Genomic DNA, 22,856 nt, shown 5'->3' on the forward strand with positions numbered 1-22,856 from the left:
AGCGTCCCCGATGAAAGCCGTCCTCTGCAAAGCCTTCGGCCCGGCCAGCAGCCTGGTCCTGGAAGAAATCGCCAGCCCGAGCCCGGCGAAGAACGAAATCCTCCTCGATGTGCACGCCGCCGGGGTCAACTTCCCAGACACCCTGATCATCGAGGGCAAGTACCAGTTCAAGCCACCCTTCCCCTTCTCCCCGGGCGGCGAGGCGGCCGGGGTGGTCGCCGCGGTCGGTGAAAAGGTCGCCCACGTCAGGCCCGGCGACCGGGTCATGGCCCTGACCGGCTGGGGCAGCTTCGCCGAGCAGGTCAAGGTGCCCGGCTATAACGTGATGCCGATTCCCGAAGGCATGGACTTCGCCAGCGCCGCCGCCTTCGGCATGACCTACGGCACCTCGATGCACGCCCTGAAACAGCGCGCCAACCTGCAACCCGGCGAGACCCTGCTGGTGCTCGGCGCTTCCGGCGGGGTCGGGCTGGCTGCCGTGGAGATCGGCAAGGCCATGGGCGCCCGGGTGATCGCTGCCGCCAGTACCCCCGACAAGCTCGCCGTGGCCAAGGCCGCCGGCGCCGACGAACTGATCAACTACAGCGAAGGTAGCCTGCGCGAGCAGCTCAAGGCCTTGACCGGCGGCCAGGGCGTCGATGTGATCTACGATCCGGTGGGCGGCGAACTGTTCGAGGAGGCCTTCCGCAGCATCGCCTGGAACGGACGGATGCTGGTGGTCGGCTTCGCCAGCGGCAGCATCCCTTCGCTGCCGGCCAACCTGACCCTGCTCAAGGGCGCCTCGCTGGTCGGCGTGTTCTGGGGATCGTTCGCCCAACGCCAGCCGCAGGACAACGCTGACAACTTCCGCCAGTTGTTCGCCTGGCACGCCGAAGGCAAGCTGAAACCGCTGGTGTCGCAGCGCTTCCCGCTGGAACGGGCCGGTGACGCCATCGACGCCCTCGGCCAGCGCAAGGCGGTCGGCAAGGTGGTGGTGGAGGTTCGCTGAGCCACGAAGGCGGCGAGTATTGCCTCCCGCCCCTGCGGAGAAAGGCATGGCGGGCCGGAGCGATACACCGGCCGAGGCCCACGCTGTCAGATGTTTTTCCCCTATGAAGGCCCCGGTTTCCGACCGGGGCTTTCTTATTTCCGACCAATGCACTCAACCTGTAACATTTCCGCTATTTTTTCATTTACGAAAAATGTAGTGTTCGCAACCGCGTAAAAAGGCGCGACACAACAACAAGCGGAGCTCGCGATGTTCGGAATCTTTCGTCCCGCGCCACACCAGGCGCCACTGCCCGATGCCGAGGTGGACAGCACCTACCGGCGCCTGCGCTGGCAGATCTTCGCCGGTATCTTCATCGGCTACGCGGGTTACTACCTGCTGCGCAAGAACTTCTCCCTGGCCATGCCCTACCTCATCGAGGACGGCTACAGTCGCGGCCAGCTGGGCGTCGCGATGTCGGCCATCGCCATCGCCTACGGCCTGTCGAAATTCATCATGGGCCTGGTCTCGGACCGTTCCAACCCACGGGTCTTCCTGCCGTTCGGCCTGTTGGTGTCGGCGGCGGTGATGTTCATTTTCGGATTCGCGCACTGGGCTACCTCCAGCGTCGCCATCATGTTCGTCCTGCTCTTCATTAACGGCTGGGCCCAGGGCATGGGCTGGCCGCCGAGCGGACGGACCATGGTCCACTGGTGGTCGCAGAAGGAGCGCGGCAGCGTGGTCTCGGTGTGGAACGTCGCCCACAATGTCGGCGGCGGCCTGATCGGCCCGCTGTTCCTGCTCGGCCTGGCGCTGTTCGGCGACTGGCGCTCGGCCTTCTACGTGCCGGCCATCGTCGCCGTGGGCGTAGCCGTGTTCGCCTATTTCGCCATGCGCGACACCCCGCAATCCTGCGGCCTGCCGCCGATCGAGAAGCATAAGGACGACTACCCCGAAGGCTACGACGAACACCACGAGCGCGAGCTGTCGACCAAGGAGATCTTCGTCACCTACGTGCTGCGCAACAAGCTGCTCTGGTACATCGCCCTGGCCAACGTGTTCGTCTACCTGCTGCGCTACGGTGTGCTCGACTGGGCGCCGACCTACCTCAAGGAGGCCAAGCACTTCAACGTCGACAAGTCGTCCTGGGCGTACTTCTTCTACGAATGGGCGGGGATTCCCGGCACCCTGCTCTGCGGCTGGCTGTCGGACAAGCTGTTCAAGGGCAATCGCGGCGCCACCGGCGTGGTGTTCATGATCCTGGTGACCGTCGGCACCCTGATCTACTGGCTGAACCCGGCCGGCAACCCGGCGATCGACATGGCCGCGCTGATCATGATCGGCTTCCTGATCTACGGCCCGGTGATGCTGATCGGCTTGCAGGCCCTGGAGCTGGCGCCGAAGAAAGCGGCCGGCACCGCCGCCGGCTTCACCGGTCTGTTCGGCTACCTCGGCGGCTCGGTGGCAGCCAACGCCCTGGTCGGCTACACGGTGGACCACTTCGGCTGGGACGGTGGCTTCAAGCTGCTGATCGGCGCCTGCCTGCTGGCCATCCTGTTCCTCTGCCTGACCCTGCGCAAACCCGCGGTCCAGGCCGCGCCGCAGCAAGCCGGCGGATGACGCGGCGGCTCCGGCGCCAGGCCGGAGCCGCGTTCAGTCCCGCGGCGCGTAGGCGAACACGTCGGCGCGCATCTGGTGCGCGTCCATCCCTGCTTCGACCAGGGCATCCAGGGTCGCGTAGACCATCGCCGGCGAGCCGCTGGCATACACATGCAGGCTCGACAGGTCGGCGAAATCCTCGCGCACCGCCTCGTGCAGCAAGCCGCAACGCCCCTCCCAGCCACAGAGGTCGCTGACCACCCGGTGCAGGAACAGGTTCGGCAGGCCTTCCCACTCCGTCCAGTGCGGCAGTCGGTAGAAATCCTCCGGACGCCGAACGCCCCAGTAGAGATGTACAGGATGGGCGAAGCCGGCGGCGCGGCAGTGCTCGATCAGGCTGTGCATCTGAGACATGCCGGTTCCCGCAGCGATCAGCACCAGCGGACCGTCGGGCAGTTCCGCCAGGTGCGCGTCGCCGAACGGCAGCTGGATCCGTGCCAGGCGCTCGCGCTGCAACTGCGCGATCAGCGCGACGGCACTGTCTTCCTTGGCCAGGATGTGCAACTCAAGGTCGCGTCCCGCATGCGGCGCGGAGGCCAGGGAAAACGCCGCGCTGTCGCCGCCGTCACGCTCCAGCAACAGGTACTGCCCGGCGTGATAGCGTGGCGGCTTGCCGGCCGGCGCGCGCAGGCCGACCCGGTAGACGTCGCCGCCGACCTCTTCGCAGAAGCTCAACTGGCAGGTCAGCTTGCGCAGAGGCAGTTCACCCGGCGCCAGCACCCCGTCCCAATGCAGCACGCAGTCTTCCAGCGGCTCGGCGAGGCAGGTGAAGAGTTCGCCATGATCGCGTACCTCGCCGTTCTGGCGTACCCGCCCCTCCACCAGCAGCGCCGCGCAGATATGGCAGTTGCCGTTGCGGCAGCTCTGCGGACAGTCGTAGCCAAGCCGCCGGGCGCCATCGAGGATGCGTTCCCCCGGCAGCAGCTCGAGGCAGGCGCCGGACGGTTGCAGGACGATACGCATCAGTCGATCCCGAGGCTCGACCAGAGCGCGTCGATGCGCCGTGTCACCGCTTCGTCCTTGACGATGGCGCGCCCCCATTCGCGGCTGGTCTCGCCCGGCCACTTGTGGGTGGCATCAAGCCCCATCTTCGAGCCGAGGCCGGAGACCGGCGAGGCGAAGTCGAGGTAGTCGATGGGCGTGTTGTCGATCATCACCGTGTCGCGCTTGGGGTCCATCCGCGTGGTGATGGCCCAGATCACATCGTTCCAGTCGCGCGCATCGATGTCATCGTCGGTGACGATGACGAACTTGGTGTACATGAACTGCCGCAGGAACGACCAGACCCCGAGCATCACGCGCTTGGCGTGCCCTGGGTACTGCTTCTTCATGGTCACCACCGCCATCCGGTAGGAACAACCTTCCGGCGGCAGGTAGAAATCGACGATTTCCGGGAACTGCTTCTGCAGGATCGGCACGAACACTTCGTTCAGCGCCACCCCGAGGATCGCCGGCTCGTCCGGCGGACGCCCGGTGTAGGTGCTGTGGTAGATCGGTTTCTGCCGGCGGGTGACGCGCTCGACGGTGAACACCGGGAAGCGATCGACCTCGTTGTAGTAGCCGGTGTGATCGCCATAGGGACCTTCGTCGGCCATCTCGCCGGGGTGGATCACCCCTTCGAGGACGATCTCGGCGCTGGCCGGCACCTGCAAGTCGCTCCCGCGACACTTGACCAGCTCGGTACGATGCCCGCGCAACAGGCCGGCGAAAGCGTATTCGGAAAGGGTGTCCGGCACCGGCGTCACCGCACCGAGGATGGTCGCCGGATCGGCGCCCAGCGCCACGGCTACCGGATAGGGCTGGCCCGGATGCTTCTGGCACCACTCGCGGTAGTCCAGTGCGCCGCCGCGATGGCTGAGCCAGCGCATGATCACCTTGTTGCGGCCGATCACCTGCTGGCGGTAGATGCCCAGGTTCTGCCGTTCCTTGTTCGGCCCGCGGGTAACGGTCAGGCCCCAGGTGATCAGCGGCCCGACATCGCCCGGCCAGCAGGTCTGGACCGGCAGCCGGCCGAGGTCGACGTCCTCGCCCTCCTCGACCACTTCCTGGCAGGGGGCGTCCTTGAGCACCTTCGGCGCCATGGACAGGACCTTCCTGTACATCGGCAGCTTGGCCCAGGCGTCCTTGAGGCCCTTCGGCGGCTCGGGCTCCTTGAGTTGCGCCAGCAGCTTGCCGATCTCGCGCAGCGCGCCGACGTCCTCGGCGCCCATGCCCAGCGCCACGCGCTCCGGCGTACCGAACAGGTTGCCAAGTACCGGCATGTCGAAGCCGGTCGGCTTTTCGAACAGCAATGCCGGGCCCTTGGCGCGCAACGTGCGGTCGCACACCTCGGTCATCTCGAGCACGGGGGAAATCGGCACCTGGATGCGCTTCAACGCACCGCGCTGCTCCAGCTGGGCGATGAAATCGCGGAGATCCTTGAACGTCATTGGCCTAACCATTCACTGCAAGACCCCACATCCTACCTGCTCCCGGCCCATCCGGCAGCAGGCAAACGCGGCATTCGGTCACTGCTGGCTGGCGATCCGCGAGTCGTCGAGGCTCTGTAGCATCGGCTCGAACAAAGGCCCGAGTTCATGGGCCCCCTGGGTCGAAAGGTGGTTGTTATCCATGTACAGCGACCAGCCATCACGTTCGGCGAAACAATCCAGGCCATCGCAGAGCACGCTGGAGGGGTCGAGCACGCTCACCCGCGGGTTGCCTTCGGCCAGCGCATCGAACAGCGCATTCACGTAGGCGACGCGCGCGGCGTGCTCAGCGAAGGGAAAACGTGCGCGCCCGACATCCTCCCCGCTCAGACTCAGCCGCACCAGCCGCGCCGGTGCCTTGAATGGCAGCAGCGGTACGTCCTTGACCAGCCAGACATGTACGTCGGCCGCGTTCAGCCTTTCGATCATCCCGCTCAGGCGTTGCCGCAGCAGCGCCTCGGCGATCGAGCTGTCCGGCGTGTCGTCCGGCTCGCGGAGAATGTTGCGGGTGCCGTCCTGCGAGTCGCCGTAGACATACATGTCCCAGCGCCCGGCGAGGATCACCCCGCCCGGCCGCTGCTGTTCGACGAACTCGAGCATCTGCTGGTTGAAACGCAGGCAATTGTCCTTTTCCAGCATCCCCAGCAACGGCGGACAGCCCGCCAGCGAAGCCTGCCAGATCGGCACCCGGCGACTGGCAGCCAGTTCGCGCAGCAGCGGGCTCAACGCCGCGGAATGGCTGTCGCCCCAACTGAGCAGCAGCGGTCGTTCGGCAGCCAGTTCCGCCGGGAAGCGGCAGATGCTTTCCTGACTGAGCGCCTTCTTGTCGAACATGCAGTCGGTCTGCCCATCGCGCCACTTGGACGCCTTGGCATAACGCAAGGCTTCCTCGGAAAGACGCGACGGCACGCCGTCGTAATGCCGCACCAACTGGCCGACGACTCCCAGCAGCAGCAAGCTGCACAGCGCCGCGCCAAGCATCTGCCGGCGCACGGCGAACAGCTTGCGCTCGCGGAACGGTGCCTCGACGTAGTACAGCGACAGTGCCGCCAGGCCGATGCTCGCCGCCAGCAACCCCAGGCGTGCCGGCAGGCCCAGGGTTTCCAGTGCGTGGTACTGGACGAAGACGTACAGCGGCCAGTGCCAGAGGTACAGCGAATAGGAGATCAGACCGAACCAGACCAGCGGTTGCCAGCCCAGCAGGCGGCGAGCCCAGGTGTCGCCTGCGCCGTTGGCCCAGATCAGCAGGGCGGTGCCAAGCACCGCCGGCAGCGCCGCGAGGCCGGGGAAAGGAGTGTCGCTGTCGTAGAAGAACACCGGCAGGAGAATCGCCGCTATGCCGAGGGTGGCCGCCAGTTGCAGGGACCACTGCGAATGACCGCGGCTAGCGCCCGGCAGCAACGCCAGCACGGCACCCGCCAGGAGTTCCCAGGCGCGCATCGGCAGGAGGAAGAATGCACTGCCAGGTCGCTGGCTAACCGCCCAGACGCTGGCCGCCAGCGATAGCGCCAGGACCGCGAGGAGGATGGCGAGCCGCCAGCGCAGCAGACGCCCGGAGACCGCGGCCAGCAGTAGAGGGAAGAGAATGTAGAACTGCTCTTCCACCGACAATGACCAGGTATGCAATAGCGGCTTGAATTCGGACGCGGCGTCGAAATAGCCATCCTGCTTCCAGAACAGGATGTTCGAGGCGAACATCGTCTGGTAGCGAACCGAACGCCCTAACTCTTCGTAGTCGCGCGGCGCCATGAGGAACCAGCCGATCACCAGGCTCGCCGCCATCATCACGAACAGCGCGGGGAGAATGCGGCGTGCCCGGCGCGCCCAGAAGTCGACGAAGCTGAAACGTCCGGCCTGCTGCTCGCGCCGGATGATCGAAGTGATCAGGTAGCCGGAAATGACCAGGAAAACATCGACGCCCACATAGCCGCCGGTGATGCCCCCCAAGCCAAGGTGGTAGAACACCACCGGCAGAATGGCCAACGCTCGCAAACCATCGATGTCCCTTCGATAGGCCAGGCTCGACATCCACGTCCCTCCAGATATGCAAAAGGCGCCCCGGTCAACCGGAGCGCCTTTGTTTGGTACTCTCGAAGACTACTTTCGTTTCATCGAATCGAAGAACTCATCGTTGGTCTTGGTCTGCTTGAGCTTGTCGATGAGGAATTCGATCGCGGAGATCTCGTCCATCGGGTGCAGGATCTTGCGCAGGATCCACATGCGCTGGAGCTCGTCCTCGCTGGTCAGCAGCTCTTCGCGGCGGGTACCCGAACGGTTGATGTTGATGGCCGGGAACACGCGCTTCTCGGCGATCTTGCGATCCAATGGGAGTTCCATGTTGCCGGTACCCTTGAACTCCTCGTAGATCACCTCGTCCATCTTCGAGCCGGTTTCCACCAACGCCGTGGCGAGAATCGTAAGAGAACCGCCCTCTTCGATATTCCGCGCGGCGCCGAAGAAGCGCTTCGGCTTCTCCAGGGCATGGGCGTCGACACCGCCGGTGAGCACCTTGCCGGAGCTGGGGATCACGGTGTTGTAGGCCCGCGCCAGACGGGTGATGGAGTCGAGCAGGATGACCACGTCCTTCTTGTGCTCGACCAGGCGCTTGGCCTTCTCGATCACCATCTCGGCGACCTGTACGTGACGGGTCGGCGGTTCGTCAAAGGTCGAGGCGACCACTTCGCCGCGCACGGTGCGCTGCATTTCGGTCACTTCCTCAGGGCGCTCGTCGATCAGCAGTACGATCAGGTGGCATTCGGGGTTGTTGCGGGTGATGTTGCTGGCGATGTTCTGCAGCATGATGGTCTTGCCCGCCTTCGGCGGCGCCACGATCAGGCCGCGCTGGCCCTTGCCGATCGGCGCGCAGAGATCGATGACGCGGCCGGTCAGGTCTTCGGTGGAGCCGTTGCCGGCTTCCATCTTCATCCGCTCGTTGGGGAACAGCGGCGTCAGGTTCTCGAAGAGAATCTTGTTCTTCGCATTCTCCGGACGATCGAAGTTGATCGAGTCGACCTTGAGCAGGGCGAAGTAACGCTCGCCCTCTTTCGGCGGCCGGATCTTGCCGATGATGGTGTCGCCCGTGCGCAGGTTGAAGCGCCGGATCTGGCTCGGCGAGACATAGATGTCGTCGGGGCCGGCCAGGTAGGAAGAGTCGGCGGAGCGCAGGAAGCCGAAGCCGTCCTGAAGAATCTCCAGCACGCCATCGCCGGAGATCTCTTCACCACTTTTCGCGTGCTTCTTCAGCAGGGCGAAGATGATGTCCTGCTTGCGCGAACGGGCCATGTTTTCCAGGCCCATGGCATCGGACATTTCCAGCAGTTCGGCAATCGGCTTTTGCTTGAGTTCGGTCAGATTCATAGGAAAGAGATAGGTACGCAGAAAGAGGAATTGGAGAAAGCGTCGAGCTTGGGAAAGCCGTGTCGCAAGGGGGCGACAGGAGCGCTAGAAAGTTCGAGTAGGAAGTGCGTCCGGGACGGCATGCAGAAGGCGACGGAAAAAACGTCGCGAACCCGAATTTAACACCGTGGCCGCGTGGCGTCTATAGAAACGCAAAAAAAAGCCCCGCGAATCGCGGGGCTTTCCAGCGAGGCCTGGGCCCGGCTCAGATATTGGCGTCGAGGAAGGCCGCCAGCTGCGACTTGGACAGTGCGCCGACCTTGGTCGCCTCGACATTGCCGTCCTTGAACAGCATCAGGGTAGGGATGCCACGCACGCCGTATTTCGGCGGGGTATCCTGGTTCTCGTCGATGTTCAGCTTGCAGACCTTCAGCTTGCCCTGATAGTCCCTGGCGACTTCGTCCAGCACCGGCGCGATCATCTTGCACGGACCGCACCACTCGGCCCAGTAGTCCACCAGCACAGGGCCGTCGGCCTTCAGCACGTCCTGCTCGAAGCTGGCATCAGTAACGTTGACGATATGTTCGCTCATGAAATCTCTCCGTAGTCGGACGCGAATTGAAACGCGAAAGTGCCGACCATCATATCCCGCCTTGACCCTCGCCGGAAGGCGCAGCCGATTGAGAGTCTCTATCGTTGGTCGGCTGATTCCCGATTGATCGGCTGCCGCATTGGCGACCCTCGCCCTATCGTGGCAGGATGGCGCAGTTTTCCAATGGACTTGCAAAGCATGCCGCAAAAACCTGCCGAGGCATTCCCGCTGATTGCCGCCCTGGACCTAGGCTCCAACAGTTTCCACCTCTGTCTGGCCAAGGCCAATATCCACGGCGAAGTCCGCATCCTCGAACGGCTGGGCGAGAAGGTCCAACTGGCCGCCGGCCTCGACGAGGAGCGCAATCTCAGCGAAGAGGCCACCCAGCGCGGCCTCGACTGCCTGCGCCGCTTCGCCCAGTTCATCAGCGGCATGCCCCAGGGTTCCGTACGCGTGGTCGCGACCAACGCCTTGCGCGAGGCGCGCAACCGCAGCGATTTCATCCGTCGTGCGGAAGAGGTTCTCGGCCATCCCGTGGAAGTCATCTCCGGCCGCGAGGAAGCCCGCCTGATCTACCTCGGCGTCGCCAACAGCATGCCCGACAGCGGCGGTCGCCGGCTGGTCAGCGACATCGGCGGCGGCAGCACCGAGTTCATCATCGGCCAGGGTTTCGAGTCCGAGCTGCGGGAAAGCCTGCAGATGGGTTGCGTCAGCTACACCCAACGCTACTTCCGCGACGGCAAGATCACCCCGGCCCGCTACGCCCAGGCGTACACTGCTGCACGCCTGGAACTGATGGGCATCGAGAACAGCCTGCGGCGCCTCGGCTGGCAACAGGCGGTCGGCGCCTCCGGCACCATCCGCGCAGTGGCGCTGGCGATCAAGGCCGGCGGCCACGGCAACGGCGAGATCAGCCCGGACGGACTGGCCTGGCTGAAGCGCAAGGTGCTCAAGCTCGGCGACGTGGAGAAGCTCGATCTGGAAGGGATCAAGCCGGACCGCCGGACCATCTTCCCGGCCGGACTGGCCATTCTCGAAGCGATCTTCGACGCGCTGGAACTGGAACAGATGGTTCACTCCGAGGGCGCCCTGCGCGAAGGCGTTCTCTACGACCTGGTCGGCCGTCACCAGCACGAGGACGTGCGCGAACGCACCATCAGCTCGCTGATGCAGCGCTACCACGTCGATCCGGAGCAGGCTTCGCGGGTGGAGGCCAAGGCCCTCAAGGTGCTTGCCGAAGTCGGCGACGCCTGGGAGCTGAACGGCGAACTGCACCGCGACCTGCTGAGCTGGGGCGCACGGGTCCACGAGATCGGCCTGGACATCGCCCATTACCACTACCACAAGCACGGCGCCTACCTGATCGAGCACTCCGACCTGGCTGGCTTCTCGCGCCAGGACCAGCAGATGCTGTCGCTACTGGTACGCGGCCACCGCCGCAACATTCCGGCGGACAAGCTGGCGGAGTTCGCCGAGGAAGGCGACAAGCTGGTACGCCTGTGCATCGTGCTGCGCTTCGCGATCCTCTTCCACCACATTCGCGGCACCCAGGAAATGCCCTCGGTGCGTCTGAAGGCAGAGCCCAAGAGCCTTTCGGTGACCTTCCCCGAGGGCTGGCTGGAAGCCAACCCGCTGACCCAGGCCGACTTCGCCCAGGAAGCCGAATGGCTCAAGCGGGTCGGCTACAGCCTCAACGTGCGGTAAGCACCGGCGCGGCCAGCTTCTCCAGCAGGGTCGCCTGGGTATTGCGGGGGTTCTGGTTACCGGTGGGACTGAGCCGCTGGTAGCTACCGTCGGCCTGCAACACCCAGGCCTGGGTGTTGTCGGTCAGGTACGTTTCCAGTTCCTTCTTGACCCGCTGCACCAGCTTCTTGCCTTCCACCGGGAAGCAGGTCTCGACGCGCATGTCGAGGTTGCGCTCCATCCAGTCGGCGCTGGAGAGATAGAGCTTCTCGTCGCCGCCGTTGAGGAAGTAGTAGATGCGGCTGTGCTCGAGGAAGCGCCCGATGATCGAGCGCACGTGGATATTGTGCGAGACCCCCGGGATGCCCGGCCGCAGGCAGCACATGCCACGCACCACCAGGTCGATCCTGACCCCGGCCTGGCTGGCCTTGTACAGGGCGCGGATGACCTTCGGATCGGTCAGCGAGTTGACCTTGGCCATGATGTGCGCAGGCTGGCCGAGCGCCGCCTGGGCCGCCTCGCGGTTGATCATTTCCAGCAGGTTCTTCTTCAGGGTGAACGGCGCATGCAACAGCTTCTTCATGCGCAGCGTCTTGCCCATCCCGATCAGTTGGTTGAACAGCTTGTGCAGGTCCTCGCAGAGCGCCACGTCGGCGGTCAGCAGGCTGTAGTCGGTGTACAGGCGAGCGTTGCCGGCATGGTAGTTGCCGGTGCCCAGGTGCGCGTAGCGGCGCAGTTCGCCGTCCTCGCGACGGAGGATCAGCATCATCTTGGCGTGGGTCTTGAAGCCGACCACGCCGTAGATCACTACCGCGCCGGCCTGTTGCAGGCGGCTGGCCAGTTGCAGGTTGGACTCTTCGTCGAAGCGGGCGCGCAGCTCGATCACCGCGGTGACCTCCTTGCCGTTGCGTGCCGCCTCGACCAGGGCGTCGACGATCTCAGAGTTGGCGCCGCTGCGGTACAGGGTCTGCTTGATCGCCAGCACGTTCGGATCCTTGGCGGCCTGGCGCAGCAGGTCGATCACCGGAGTGAAGGACTCGAACGGGTGCATCAGCAACACGTCGAGCTTGCTGAGGACGTTGAAGAGGTTTTCCTTCTTCTGCAAAAGACGCGGGATCGCCGGGGTGAAGGGCGGGTACTGCAGCTCCGGATGGCTTTCCAGGCCGGTGACGCTGAACAGGCGGGTCAGGTTGACCGGGCCGCTGACCTTGTACAACTCGCTTTCGGACAGGCCGAACTGCTTGAGCAGGTAGTTGGTCAGGTTCTGCGGGCAGGTATCCACCACCTCCAGGCGTACCGCATCCCCGTAGCGACGCGAGAACAGCTCGCCGCGCAGCGCGCGGGCCAGGTCCTCGACATCCTCGGTGTCCACCGACAGGTCGGCGTTGCGGGTCAGGCGGAACTGGTAGCAGCCCTTCACCTTCATGCCGGGGAACAGGTCGTCGGCGTGGGCGTGGATCATCGACGACAGGAACACGTAGTTGTCGCCCTCGCCGCCAACGTCTTCCGGCAGCCTGATGATCCGTGGCAGCAGGCGCGGCGCCGGGATGATCGCCAGGCCGGAGTCGCGGCCGAAGGCATCCATCCCCTCCAGCTCGACGATGAAGTTGAGGCTCTTGTTCACCAGCAGCGGGAACGGGTGGGTCGGGTCGAGGCCGATCGGGGTGATGATCGGCGCGATCTCGTCGCGGAAGAAGCGCCGCACCCAGGTCTTGATCTTCAGCGTCCAGTGACGCCGGCGGATGAAGCGGATCTGGTGCTTGGCCAGCTCCGGCAACAGGGTCTCGTTGAGGATCCGGTACTGCCGCGACACCTGCTCGTGGACCAGCTCGCTGATCCGCGCCAGTGCCTGGTGCGGCAGCAGGCCGTCGGCGCCGGCCTGCTCGCGGGCGAAGGTGATCTGCTTCTTCAGGCCGGCGATGCGGATCTCGAAGAACTCGTCGAGGTTGCTCGAGAAGATGAGGAGGAACTTCAGCCGCTCCAGGAGCGGGTAGGACTCGTCCAGCGCCTGTTCCAGCACGCGGATGTTGAACTGCAACTGGGAGAGCTCGCGATGAATGTACAGGCTGCTGTCATCCACGCTGGGAACCACCGCAGGTGGCGTTTCCACCGGGATCGTTTCGGCCATCTTCACTTCTGCTTCGCTTTCCACGTTCGCCACTACGGTTTCGTCGGCGGCGATACGTTCGATCTCATCAAGTCCTTGCTGCGTATTCATTCATCTTCCCGAGGGGGTCAACGCCCCCGTCTTAATTGTTCTGCGGCCTGCTTGGCGAAGTAGGTCAGAATGCCATCGGCGCCGGCACGTTTGAAGGCGGTAAGGGACTCGAGGATCACCGATTCGGCCAGCCAGCCGTTCTGGATGGCGCCCATGTGCATCGCATACTCGCCGCTGACCTGGTAGACAAAGGTCGGGGCGCGGAATTCATCCTTCACCCGACGCACGATGTCGAGGTAGGGCATGCCCGGCTTGACCATCACCATGTCGGCGCCTTCGGCCAGGTCGGCGGCCACTTCGTGAAGTGCCTCGTCGCTGTTCGCCGGATCCATCTGGTAGGTGGCCTTGTTGCCCTTGCCGAGGTTCGAAGCCGAGCCGACCGCATCGCGGAACGGACCGTAGTAGGCGCTGGCGTACTTGGCCGAGTAGGCCATGATCCGCACATTGGTGTGGCCGGCAGACTCCAGGGCCTCGCGGATCGCACCGATGCGACCGTCCATCATGTCCGAGGGCGCTACCACCTGGGCGCCGGCCTCGGCGTGGGACAGCGCCTGCCGTACCAGCACGTCGATGCTGACGTCGTTGAGGACGTAGCCATCGTCATCCAGGATGCCGTCCTGGCCATGGGTGGTGAACGGGTCGAGCGCCACGTCGGTGATGATGCCCAGCTCCGGAAAGCGCTCGCGCAGGGCGCGGGTGGCGCGCTGGGCGATGCCTTCCGGGTTGTATGCCTCGGCGGCGTCCAGGGACTTCTTCTCCACCGGGGTCACCGGGAACAGCGCCAGCGCCGGAATGCCCAGGGCCACCCACTCTTCCGCCTCGATCAGCAACTGGTCGATGGACAGGCGCTCGACGCCGGGCATCGACGGAATGCTTTCACGCTGGTTGACCCCATCGAGGACGAACACCGGCAGGATCAGGTCGTCGACGGTGAGGACATTCTCGCGGACCAGGCGGCGGGAGAAGTCATCGCGGCGATTGCGCCGCAGGCGGGTGTAGGGATAGGCGCGATTGGCGGGAGTGAAGCTCACGGTTTACTCCAGGGCCCAGATAACGGGCACAGTGTGACAGTTATAGTCCCTGATTATGACGGATTGGCAACAAGCGACGACAGTGACTCAAGGTCGCGGCATCCTGCCGCACCGCCAATCATCGCAAAAAGCCAGCGGCAAAGGCCATTCATTGCACAATCAATGACCTGGGCCGTGACGATCGCGCTTTCCCCACGCCCTCAACCGAGTTAGGCTGCGCGTTCATTTCGCTTCGCTGCCCCGATGATGCTCCAACAATTCCTGCAGGACTTCGGCTATTTCGCCCTTTTTCTCGGTACTTTCTTCGAGGGCGAAACCATTCTCGTGCTGGCCGGGTTCCTTGCCTTCCGCGGCTACATGCAGCTGGATACCGTGATTCTCACCGCCTTCCTCGGCAGCTACGCCGGTGACCAACTCTGGTACTTCCTCGGCCGCCGCCACGGCCGCCGGTTGCTGGCGCGCAAGCCGCGCTGGCAGAAGCTCGGCGACAAGGCGCTGGACCATGTGCGCCGCCATCCCGACCTGTGGGTGCTGAGTTTCCGCTTCGTCTATGGCCTGCGTACGGTGATGCCGGTGGCCATCGGCCTGTCCGGCTATCCACCGGCCCGCTATCTTCTTCTCAACGGCATCGGCGCCATCGTCTGGGCCGCCGCGCTGGGCTCCGCCGCCTACTATTTCGGCAGCGTACTGGAAGGCATGCTCGGCAACATCAAGAAATACGAACTCATGGTCCTCGGCGGCCTGATCGTGCTGGGCCTGCTGCTCTGGCTATGGCGGCGTTTCAAGACACCGCGCGGCAACGGCGCGGGCGGCAACGCCGACAAATCCGAGTGAACCCGCGCCGACGCGACTGAACAGCCGGCCCCTTCGTACACTCCAACTCCTTGTACCCTCCGCTCCGGCTGGCCGCCGGGGCCGGCGGCTCGCTATGCTTGCGCGATACCGACCCCGGCCAGGCCCGTCCGGTCCGGATCCTGCGTTCCCAAGGAGTAAGCCTCATGCACAAGAAAGTTGCCGTCATCCTCTCCGGTTGTGGCGTCTACGATGGCGCGGAAATCCACGAAAGCGTGATCACCCTGCTCCGCCTCAGCCAGCGTGGCGCCGAGGCACAATGCTTCGCGCCGAACATCGCCCAGCACCATGTGGTCAACCACCTGACCGGCGAGGAAATGCCGGAAAGCCGCAATGTCCTGGTCGAGTCCGCGCGTATCGCCCGCGGCGAAGTCAAGGACCTGCGCGAAGCCCGCGCCGAGGACTACGACGCGCTGATCGTGCCCGGTGGCTTCGGCGCTGCGAAGAACCTCAGCGACTTTGCCATCAACGGCGCGCAATGCCAGGTGCAGCCGGACGTGCTGGCGCTGGCCAAGGCTTTCGCCGAAGCCGGCAAGCCAGTCGGGCTGATCTGCATCGCTCCGGCGATGGCGGCGAAGATCTACGGCGCCGGCGTCCAATGCACCATCGGCAACGACGCCGACACCGCCGACGCGCTGAAGCAGATGGGTGCCGAGCACATCGACGCGCCGGTGGACGAGATCGTCGAAGACAGCGCGCGCAAGCTGGTGACCACCCCGGCCTACATGCTCGCCCAGTCGATAGCCGAAGCCGCTTCCGGGATCAACAAGCTGGTCGACCGGGTGCTCGAACTGGTGGACCAGGACAAGGCCTGATCGGCCAAGCACGAGGGCGGTCGCGCCGCCGCCCTTTTCAAATCCGTGCCGCTACGCCAGCGTGCGTCTCGAAACCATCGAATCGAGACGCCGCGATGAGCGAAACGCCCTCCTCCGCCCTGCCTGACGACGTCCACCAACTGGTGGCGGATTTCTTCCAGCGCATCCCCTTCAACCGCATGCTCGGCATCCGCGTGGCGAGCCTGGGCCGCGAGCGGGTAGTCCTCGACCTGCCGATGAAGGACGAACTGATCGGCAACTTCGTCCAGGGCATTCTCCACGGCGGGGTGATCTCCAGCCTGCTCGACGTCACCGGCGGAGCGATGGCCCTGATCGGCGCCCTCGAACGGCATCGCGAACTGCCAGGCCACGAGCGCATGGCGCGGCTGTCGAAACTCGGCACCATCGACTTGCGCGTCGACTACCTGCGCCCGGGACGCGGCCGGACGTTCACCGCCCATGCGGTGCCGCTTCGCTCGGGCAACAAGGTCGCAGTGGTGCGCTCGGAACTGCATAGCGACGACGGCACGCTGGTCGCCGTCGGTACCGGTACCTATCTGTGCGGCTGACTCGCGCGTAGATCGGCTTCCCGCTGCAGGCGGGTGAGCAGGCGGTCCAGGGCGTTGGCGAACGCCTGGCGGTCACGCTCACCGTAGGGCGCCTGGCCGCCGCCCATCTGCCCCTGGTCACGCAGGTCGGCCATCAGGTTGCGCATGGCCAGCTTATCGCCCATGTTCCGCGCGTCGAACTCGCGGCCGCGAGGATCGAGGGCGGCAACCTGTTTCTTGATCAGCCGATCGGCCAGCGGTACGTCGCTGCAGATCGCCAGGTCGCCCGGCTCGGCCTGCTCCACCAGGTAATCGTCAGCCGCATCCATCCCGCTTTCCACCACCACCAGACGCACGCAGGCGAACGGCGGCTTGACCTGCGGCTGGCCGGCGACCATCCAGACTTCCAGCTTGCGCTTGAGGGCGAACTTGCAGACCAGTTCCTTGGCCGCCTTGGGGCAGGCGTCGGCATCGATCCAGATACGCATGAACGGACTTCCGTAGAAATGACGACGGCCAGTATCGCACTGGCCGTCGTGGTTGCGCGAACCCGCTCAGTCGGCCGCGTTGGCCGCCGCACGCCGGCGCTCGACGATCCGGCTACGTCCGTAGAGCAGCGCGATGGCCACCAGCGCCATGGCCTGGGCCGACAGCGAATAGGCGTCGGCCTTGATCCCCAGCCAGTCGAAGTCGAAGAACGGGACCGGACGAGTGCCGATCACCCCGGCTTCCTGCAAGGCGATGACGCCATGTCCGGCGAACACCACCGAGAGCGCACAGAGCAACGCCGCGTTGATGCTGAAGAACAACCCCAGCGGCAGTTTCGCCGAACCACGCAGGATCACCCAGGCCAGGCCGATCAACAGGACCACGGCGGTCGCCGCACCGCCGATCACGGCATTGTGCCCGGCCGGTCCGGCCTGCAACCAGAGGGTTTCGTAGAACAGGATGACCTCGAACAACTCGCGGTAGACCGAGAAGAACGCCAGCACTGCGAAGCCGAAGCGTCCGCCACCGCCCACCAGGCTGCTGCGGATGTAGTCCTGCCAGGCTGCCGCGTGGCGGCGGTCGTGCATCCAGACGCCGAGCCAGAGCACCATCACGCAGGCGAACAGAGAGGTGAAGCCCTCCATCAGCTCGCGCTGGGCACCGCCGATATCGATCACATAGGCGGCCAACGCCCAGGTGGCGAAGCCGGCGACGAAGGCCAGCCCCCAGCCGACGTGCACGCCACGCACGGCACTTTCCTGCCCGGTATTGCGCAGGAAGGCGAGGATGGCGGCAAGCACCAGGATTGCCTCTACCCCTTCGCGCAACAGGATCAACAAGGCGGAAACGAAACTGATGGAGAAACTCAGCGAGTCGCCGCCAAGCTGCTTGGCGGCCTCTGCCAGCTTGCCCTTGGCCAGCTCCAGCTGTTGCGCCACCTGGGTTTCCGGGAGGCCATCGCGCAACGCCTGGCGGTAGGCCATCAGCTGCTTCTCGGTGGAGCGGCGCAAATCGGCGTCGACGTTGTCCAGCGAGCTTTCCACCAGCTCGAAGCCTTCCAGGTAGGCCGCCACCGACAGGTCGTAGGCCTGGTCGCGGTCGCCTTCGCGATAGACCGCGAAGCTCTTGTCCAGGGTGGCGGCGGTATAGTCGATCAACTGCCCAGGACCGCGCTGCTCCAGCGGCGGATGCGCACGCAGGGCGCGGAAGCTCTCCGCAGCGGCCTCGCCGTCGTACTCGGCGACTTCGGCCGGAGTCTGCGTGGCCAGGGTCGCCAGCGGGTAGGCATGGGCCTTGTCCGGCTGCGCACTGCGGGCGCTCAGGCCGGCCACATAGCTGGCCAGATCCCAGCGCTGGCGTTCGTCGAGCTGGTCGGCGAACGCCGGCATGTCGGTGCCCGCCACGCCCAGGCCGATGACGTTACGCAGGTCGTAGAGGCTCAGGTGGTCGAGGCGCTGGCGATCGGTGAGGTTCGCTGGCGGCGGTTCCAGGCCGATGCCGGCGGGGCCGTCGCCCTTGCCCGCATCGCCATGGCAGATCGCGCACTGCTGGGCATAGATCGGCGCCGCGCGGCTCGGGTCGGGGGTGATCGCGGGGGTCTGCACCACCTGGTAGATATCCGCCACCCGTGCCTCGAGGTTGCGCGCCTGGAGGGCCACGTCCCTTCCCGGCAAGCGCTGCTCGATGGCCTGGCGCAGGCTGGCGACGCCCCTCTCCAGCTCGGCGCGCTCGGGGCGCATCGGCAGGGTCAGGACCAATGCCTGCAGGTTGCCGACGAACTCCACCTGTTCCTGGTATTCGCTGGGGTCGACGATCTTGCCGTCAGCCACGGTCGGCGGATAGTCGGCCGCCAGGTAACTCAACAGATGCAAGGCTTGGGAGGGGTCGACGGCCGTGTCGGCAAGAGCTCCAAGGCTGAACGCGCAGACCAGCGGCAGCAGCCACAGCAGGATTTTCGGAGGGTGCATGGCGAAGACGAAGTGAGAATGGAAGAGATTAAATTGTCCCTTCGCCTTCCCGCCCATGCAAGAAATACTCTGTAACAATCACGCCCATCAGCGTGTCGGGCGGCTCAGAGCGGCGCTCGGCGTACCGTCGCCAGCAGCCCCGCGGCACCGACGAACAGGCTGGCGAAGGTACGGTTCACCAGCTTCTGCTGGCGCGGCGAACGCAGTACGCGTAGCACGCGCGCAGCCAGCCCGGTGTAGCCGGCCATGACGATCAGGTCGACGACGATCATGGTGCCGCCCATGATCAGGTATTGCGCCAGCAGCGGCTGGTGCGGGTCGATGAACTGCGGCAGCACCGCGAGCATGAAGATCACCGCCTTGGGATTGCTGGCGTTGACCAGGAAACCACGCAGCACCAGGGTCAACGGTCGCCCCAGAGGCCGTTCGCCATCGGTGCTCAAGGCCTGTGGCGGCGCCTGCCACTGGCGCACCGCCAGGTACACCAGGTAGGCCACGCCGAACCACTTGATCAGGCTGAAAGCCAGTGCCGAGGTCGCCAGCAACGCACCGACGCCGGCGGCGACGATGGCGATCTGCAGGGCCAGGCCGATCTGCAGGCCCAGCGCGTTCCAGTAGCCTCGCGCAAAGCCGTACTGCAACCCGCAGGACATCGAGGCGATGGCTCCGGCGCCCGGCGACAGGCTGATGGCCCAGCAGGCGAGGAAGAAGGCGAACCAGGTACTGACGAGCATTGCACACCTCGGAAAGCGAACGCGGCTGGCGGCGGGAACGAAAAAGCCAGTGTGCACCAAGGCGGAGCAGCCGCACAGGTTTTCCGACCACGCGCCTCGCCCAACCTTTGCGGGCGCAACCTGGCGGACAGAAAAAACCCGGCAGATGCCGGGCTTTCCCGAGGATACGCGCTCAGCCATGTTGGGCAGACCACCGCGATGCGGCTATTCGCCCTGGCCCCGAACGCTCTCAGTCCGGCGAACCCTTGCGCAGCTTCACCGGCTCTTCGCCGCGCTTGCGCGCCAGGGCTCCGCGCAAGCGGATGTTCAGCGCCTCCACCGCCAGGGAGAAGGCCATGGCGAAGTAGACGTAGCCTTTCGGCACGTGCACTTCGAAGGACTCGGCCACCAGCACGGTGCCGACCACGATGAGGAACGACAGGGCGAGCATCTTCAGCGAGGGGTGTTTCTCGATGAAGTCGCTGATGGTGCCTGCCGCCAGCATCATCACGCCGACCGAGATGACGATCGCCGCGACCATCACCGGCACGTTCTGCACCAGACCGACGGCGGTGATCACCGAGTCCAGGGAGAAGATGATGTCGATGATCGCGATCTGGACGATGATGCCCATGAAGCCGTGGACCTTGCCGCCGCTCTTCTGCTCTTCTTCCGCGCCTTCCAGGCTGTGGTAGATCTCCATGGTGCTCTTGAACAGCAGGAACAGGCCGCCGAAGAAGAGGATCAGGTCACGCCCGGAGATGCCCTGGCCGAACAGGTGGAACAGGTCGGTGGTCAGGCGCATGACCCAGGTGATCGAGAGCAACAGCAGGATCCGCGTGCCCATGGCCAGGGCCAGGCCGAAGAAGCGCGCCTTCGGTTGCTGGGCCGGCGGCAGGCGCCCGACCAGGATCGAGATGAAGATGATGTTGTCGATGCCGAGGACGATTTCCAGGGCGGTCAGGGTCAGGAACGCAACCCAGATTTCAGGACTGGCGAGCCATTCCATAGATGGTTATTTCCCGTTTTTTGTTGGAGTTGAAAAACCTGGCCCACGCCAGCGACGCACGGCTTTCTGGAAGAACAGGCTGTTGGGAACCTGCAGCAGCGGGCCCGGCGAGCCATCCTCGAGGGTTTCTTCCAGTGTCGTATACAAGAGATTGATGGCAACCACGCGTCCGGTGACGCCCGGTTTGTCGGCGCTATCGATCAGCTCCACGCGGTCGCCGATGCGGAACGGCCCGACGGTGAAGATCAGCAACGCACAGAACAGGTTGGAGAGCACGCTCCAGATGGCGAAGAAGGCTACCGCCGCCACCGCGGCGAAACCGGTCAGCGCGGTCCACAGCACTTCGGCGGACACGCCCAGGCGCTCCAGCACCATGATCAGTGCGCTGACCATGATCAGCCAGCGCAGGCCCCCACGCAGCGGCAGGAGCAGCTCCGGCGGCACCGGATAACGCTCGCCGATACGGGTCACCGTGCGTCGGACCAGGCGCTGTAGCAGCCAGGCGACCAGCAGGATGAGCAGGATCTGCAGCGCCACCACCAGCGGCCCGCTCCAGGTCTGCGTCAACACCTGCAAGTCTTCCATCACTCACTGGCCTCTAGTTCTTTCTGCAGGGCTTCGAGGGTTTCCAGGGCCTCCAGCCAACGTTCCTCCAGCTCGCCTTCGCGAACCTTCAGGCTCGATTGTTCGGACAGCAACTCGCGCAATTCGTCCTTTCGCGATACGTCGTACAGGGCACTGTCGCCCAGCCGCGCCTCGATAGCGGCTAGCTTTTCGTGCAGGCCGCCGAGTTCGCGCTCCAGCTTGTCGGCCTCGCGCTTGTGCGGCGCCAGCTGCTGGCGCAGCGCGGCCGCTGCCTGGCGCTGGGCGCGCTTGTCGGTGCGTTCGGTCGGCGCACCCGGCGCGGTCTCGGCCTGCGGCGCCTTGCGCGCGCGATAGTCGACCAGCCAACGGGCGTAATCGTCGAGATCGCCATCGAACGGCACCACGCGCCCATCGGCGACCAGGAGGAATTCATCGGTGGTGCTTTTGAGCAGGTGCCGGTCGTGGGAAACCACCAGGACCGCCCCGGAAAACTCCTGTAGAGCCATGGTCAAGGCCAGGCGCATTTCCAGGTCGAGGTGGTTGGTCGGCTCGTCGAGCAGCAGCAGGTTGGGCTTCTGCCAGGCGATCAGCGCCAGGGCCAGGCGCGCTTTCTCGCCACCGGAGAAGTTCAATACCGGCTCGTCCACCCGAACGCCGCGGAAGTCGAAGCCGCCGAGGAAGTCCTTGAGGGTCTGTTCGCGCTCGCCGGGGGCGATACGCTGCAGATGTAGCAACGGGCTGGCCTGTGGATCCAGCGAATCGAGCTGGTGCTGGGCGAAGTACCCGATGGCCAGGTTCTCGCCGCGCAGCAGGCGGCCGCCCAGCTCGGGCAGGTCCCCGGCCAGGGTCTTGATCAGGGTCGACTTGCCGGCGCCGTTGGGACCGAGCAGGCCGATCCGCGCACCGGGCACCAGTTGCAGCTTGACCTTCTCCAGCACCGCCTTGTCGCCATAGCCGAGACGGCCTTCGCCGAGATCCAGCAACGGCCGGGAGATCTTGTCCGACTCGCGGAAACTGAAATTGAACGGCGAATCGACATGTGCCGGCGCCAGTTCCTCTAGACGCTCCAGCGCCTTGATCCGGCTCTGCGCCTGGCGCGCCTTGGTGGCCTTGGCCTTGAAGCGGGCGATGAAGCTTTCCATGTGCGCACGCTGCGCCTGCTGTTTCTCGTAGGCCTGCTGTTGCTGAGCCAGCCGCTCGGCGCGGGTCCGCTCGAAAGCGGAATAGCCGCCGCGGTAGAGGGTCAGCTTGCGGTTTTCCAGATGCACCACGTGGTCCACCACCGCATCGAGGAAGTCGCGGTCGTGGGAGATCAGCACCAGAGTGCCGGGATAACCCTTGAGCCACTCTTCCAGCCAGAGGATGGCGTCCAGGTCGAGGTGGTTGGTCGGCTCGTCGAGCAACAGCAGGTCGGACGGGCACATCAGCGCCTGCGCCAGGTTCAGGCGCATCCTCCAACCGCCGGAGAAATCACCGACCCGGCGCTCCATCTGCTCGCTGCTGAAGCCGAGTCCGGCCAGCAGCTTGCGCGCCCGTGCATCGGCGGTGTAACCGTCGGCGTTGTCCAGTTCGGTATGCAGGCGCGCCAGGGCAGAACCGTCGTGCGCCGCTTCGGCGGCGGCCAGTGCCGCCTGGATCTCGCGCAGGCGACTGTCGCCGTCGAGCACGTAATCCACCGCCAGGCGATCCAGGGTATCGACCTCCTGGCGCATGTGCGCGATGCGCCAGTCGGCGGGCAACAGGCAGTTGCCGGCATCCTGGCCGAGCTGGCCGCGCAACAGCGCGAACAAGCTGGACTTGCCAGCGCCATTGGCCCCGATGAGACCGGCTTTCTGGCCGGCGTGCAGGGTCAGTTCAGCAGCTTCCAGGAGGCGCTGCGGCCCGCGCTGTAGCGTAAGATTGAGGAGTCGGATCATGGCGGCGG

General features: G+C 65.1%; 19 protein-coding genes. 6 read left to right on the forward strand and 13 right to left on the reverse strand.

Translation table 11 applies throughout. The features are described 5' to 3' along the window. Positions 1-10: 10 nt before the first annotated feature. Both ACM0M4_RS29245 and glpT read left to right on the forward strand, forming a co-directional pair. A complete protein-coding gene (locus tag ACM0M4_RS29245; RefSeq protein WP_003096329.1) occupies positions 11-988 on the forward strand; it encodes an NADPH:quinone oxidoreductase family protein in 978 nt (325 codons plus the stop codon). A gap of 249 nt (positions 989-1,237) precedes the next feature. Next, entirely contained in the window at positions 1,238-2,587 is a 1,350-nt protein-coding gene (gene glpT / locus ACM0M4_RS29250; RefSeq protein ID WP_003110671.1) for a glycerol-3-phosphate transporter, read from the forward strand. A 33-nt stretch (positions 2,588-2,620) separates the two neighbouring features. On the opposite strand, the gene ACM0M4_RS29255 is transcribed toward glpT, so the two are convergent. From ACM0M4_RS29255 to trxA, 5 genes are all read right to left on the reverse strand, one after another. Continuing rightward, entirely contained in the window at positions 2,621-3,589 is a 969-nt protein-coding gene (locus tag ACM0M4_RS29255; protein ID WP_003096331.1) for a CDP-6-deoxy-delta-3,4-glucoseen reductase, read from the reverse strand. After that, on the reverse strand, positions 3,589-5,055 hold the full coding sequence (gene ubiD, locus ACM0M4_RS29260; RefSeq protein ID WP_003096332.1) for a 4-hydroxy-3-polyprenylbenzoate decarboxylase: 1,467 nt from the start codon (positions 5,053-5,055) through the stop codon (positions 3,589-3,591). Before ubiD ends, ACM0M4_RS29255 begins: the two co-directional genes overlap by 1 nt. 78 nt (positions 5,056-5,133) lie before the next feature. Further along, positions 5,134-7,122 (reverse strand): acyltransferase family protein, encoded by a 1,989-nt coding sequence (locus ACM0M4_RS29265; RefSeq protein ID WP_054376188.1) that lies wholly within the window; start codon positions 7,120-7,122, stop codon positions 5,134-5,136. A gap of 69 nt (positions 7,123-7,191) precedes the next feature. Beyond that, positions 7,192-8,451 (reverse strand): transcription termination factor Rho, encoded by a 1,260-nt coding sequence (gene rho / locus ACM0M4_RS29270; RefSeq protein ID WP_003096334.1) that lies wholly within the window; start codon positions 8,449-8,451, stop codon positions 7,192-7,194. 244 nt (positions 8,452-8,695) lie between these two features. Then, entirely contained in the window at positions 8,696-9,022 is a 327-nt protein-coding gene (gene trxA / locus ACM0M4_RS29275) for a thioredoxin TrxA (protein WP_003096336.1), read from the reverse strand. A gap of 198 nt (positions 9,023-9,220) precedes the next feature. Between trxA and ppx the strand changes: the two genes are divergently transcribed. Next, positions 9,221-10,726, forward strand: coding sequence for an exopolyphosphatase (ppx, locus tag ACM0M4_RS29280; RefSeq protein ID WP_003114040.1), 1,506 nt, complete (start codon positions 9,221-9,223; stop codon positions 10,724-10,726). Here the strand turns inward: ppx and ppk1 are convergent. Next, entirely contained in the window at positions 10,713-12,923 is a 2,211-nt protein-coding gene (gene ppk1, locus ACM0M4_RS29285; protein ID WP_003099209.1) for a polyphosphate kinase 1, read from the reverse strand. The genes ppx and ppk1 overlap by 14 nt on opposite strands. A 17-nt stretch (positions 12,924-12,940) precedes the next feature. After that, complete coding sequence (gene hemB, locus ACM0M4_RS29290) at positions 12,941-13,954, reverse strand: porphobilinogen synthase (protein ID WP_003096352.1); 1,014 nt, start codon at positions 13,952-13,954, stop codon at positions 12,941-12,943. A gap of 243 nt (positions 13,955-14,197) precedes the next feature. Between hemB and ACM0M4_RS29295 the strand changes: the two genes are divergently transcribed. From ACM0M4_RS29295 to ACM0M4_RS29305, 3 genes are all read left to right on the forward strand, one after another. Beyond that, positions 14,198-14,788 (forward strand): DedA family protein, encoded by a 591-nt coding sequence (locus tag ACM0M4_RS29295; protein ID WP_003096354.1) that lies wholly within the window; start codon positions 14,198-14,200, stop codon positions 14,786-14,788. A gap of 164 nt (positions 14,789-14,952) precedes the next feature. Next, a complete protein-coding gene (elbB, locus tag ACM0M4_RS29300) occupies positions 14,953-15,621 on the forward strand; it encodes an isoprenoid biosynthesis glyoxalase ElbB (protein WP_003099212.1) in 669 nt (222 codons plus the stop codon). Between the two features lie 95 nt (positions 15,622-15,716). Continuing rightward, on the forward strand, positions 15,717-16,190 hold the full coding sequence (locus ACM0M4_RS29305) for a thioesterase family protein (protein ID WP_003111254.1): 474 nt from the start codon (positions 15,717-15,719) through the stop codon (positions 16,188-16,190). Here ACM0M4_RS29305 and ACM0M4_RS29310 read toward each other — a convergent pair. The 6 genes from ACM0M4_RS29310 to ACM0M4_RS29335 form a co-directional block, all read right to left on the reverse strand. After that, the gene (locus ACM0M4_RS29310; protein ID WP_003099218.1) at positions 16,175-16,657 is read right to left on the reverse strand and encodes a YaiI/YqxD family protein; all 483 of its coding nucleotides are present in this window, start codon (positions 16,655-16,657) and stop codon (positions 16,175-16,177) included. The two genes, ACM0M4_RS29305 and ACM0M4_RS29310, sit on opposite strands and share 16 nt — an antisense overlap. A 66-nt stretch (positions 16,658-16,723) precedes the next feature. Further along, positions 16,724-18,625 carry a cytochrome c/FTR1 family iron permease gene (locus tag ACM0M4_RS29315; protein ID WP_031633305.1) on the reverse strand — a complete coding sequence of 634 codons (1,902 nt, stop codon included), beginning with the start codon at positions 18,623-18,625 and terminating at the stop codon, positions 16,724-16,726. Positions 18,626-18,729: 104 nt separating this feature from the next. Further along, positions 18,730-19,359: a LysE family transporter gene (locus ACM0M4_RS29320; RefSeq protein WP_003096365.1), complete on the reverse strand. Its 630-nt coding sequence runs from the start codon at positions 19,357-19,359 to the stop codon at positions 18,730-18,732. A gap of 229 nt (positions 19,360-19,588) precedes the next feature. Then, a complete protein-coding gene (locus ACM0M4_RS29325; protein ID WP_003099222.1) occupies positions 19,589-20,347 on the reverse strand; it encodes a TerC family protein in 759 nt (252 codons plus the stop codon). A 6-nt stretch (positions 20,348-20,353) separates the two neighbouring features. Then, on the reverse strand, positions 20,354-20,932 hold the full coding sequence (locus ACM0M4_RS29330; RefSeq protein ID WP_003111256.1) for a mechanosensitive ion channel family protein: 579 nt from the start codon (positions 20,930-20,932) through the stop codon (positions 20,354-20,356). Continuing rightward, a complete protein-coding gene (locus ACM0M4_RS29335) occupies positions 20,932-22,848 on the reverse strand; it encodes an ATP-binding cassette domain-containing protein (protein WP_034017188.1) in 1,917 nt (638 codons plus the stop codon). Before ACM0M4_RS29335 ends, ACM0M4_RS29330 begins: the two co-directional genes overlap by 1 nt. Between the last annotated feature and the right edge of the window lie 8 nt (positions 22,849-22,856).

The organism is Pseudomonas sp. 18-147, assembly GCF_051048045.1.
Classification (GTDB): Bacteria; Pseudomonadota; Gammaproteobacteria; order Pseudomonadales; family Pseudomonadaceae; genus Pseudomonas; species Pseudomonas aeruginosa.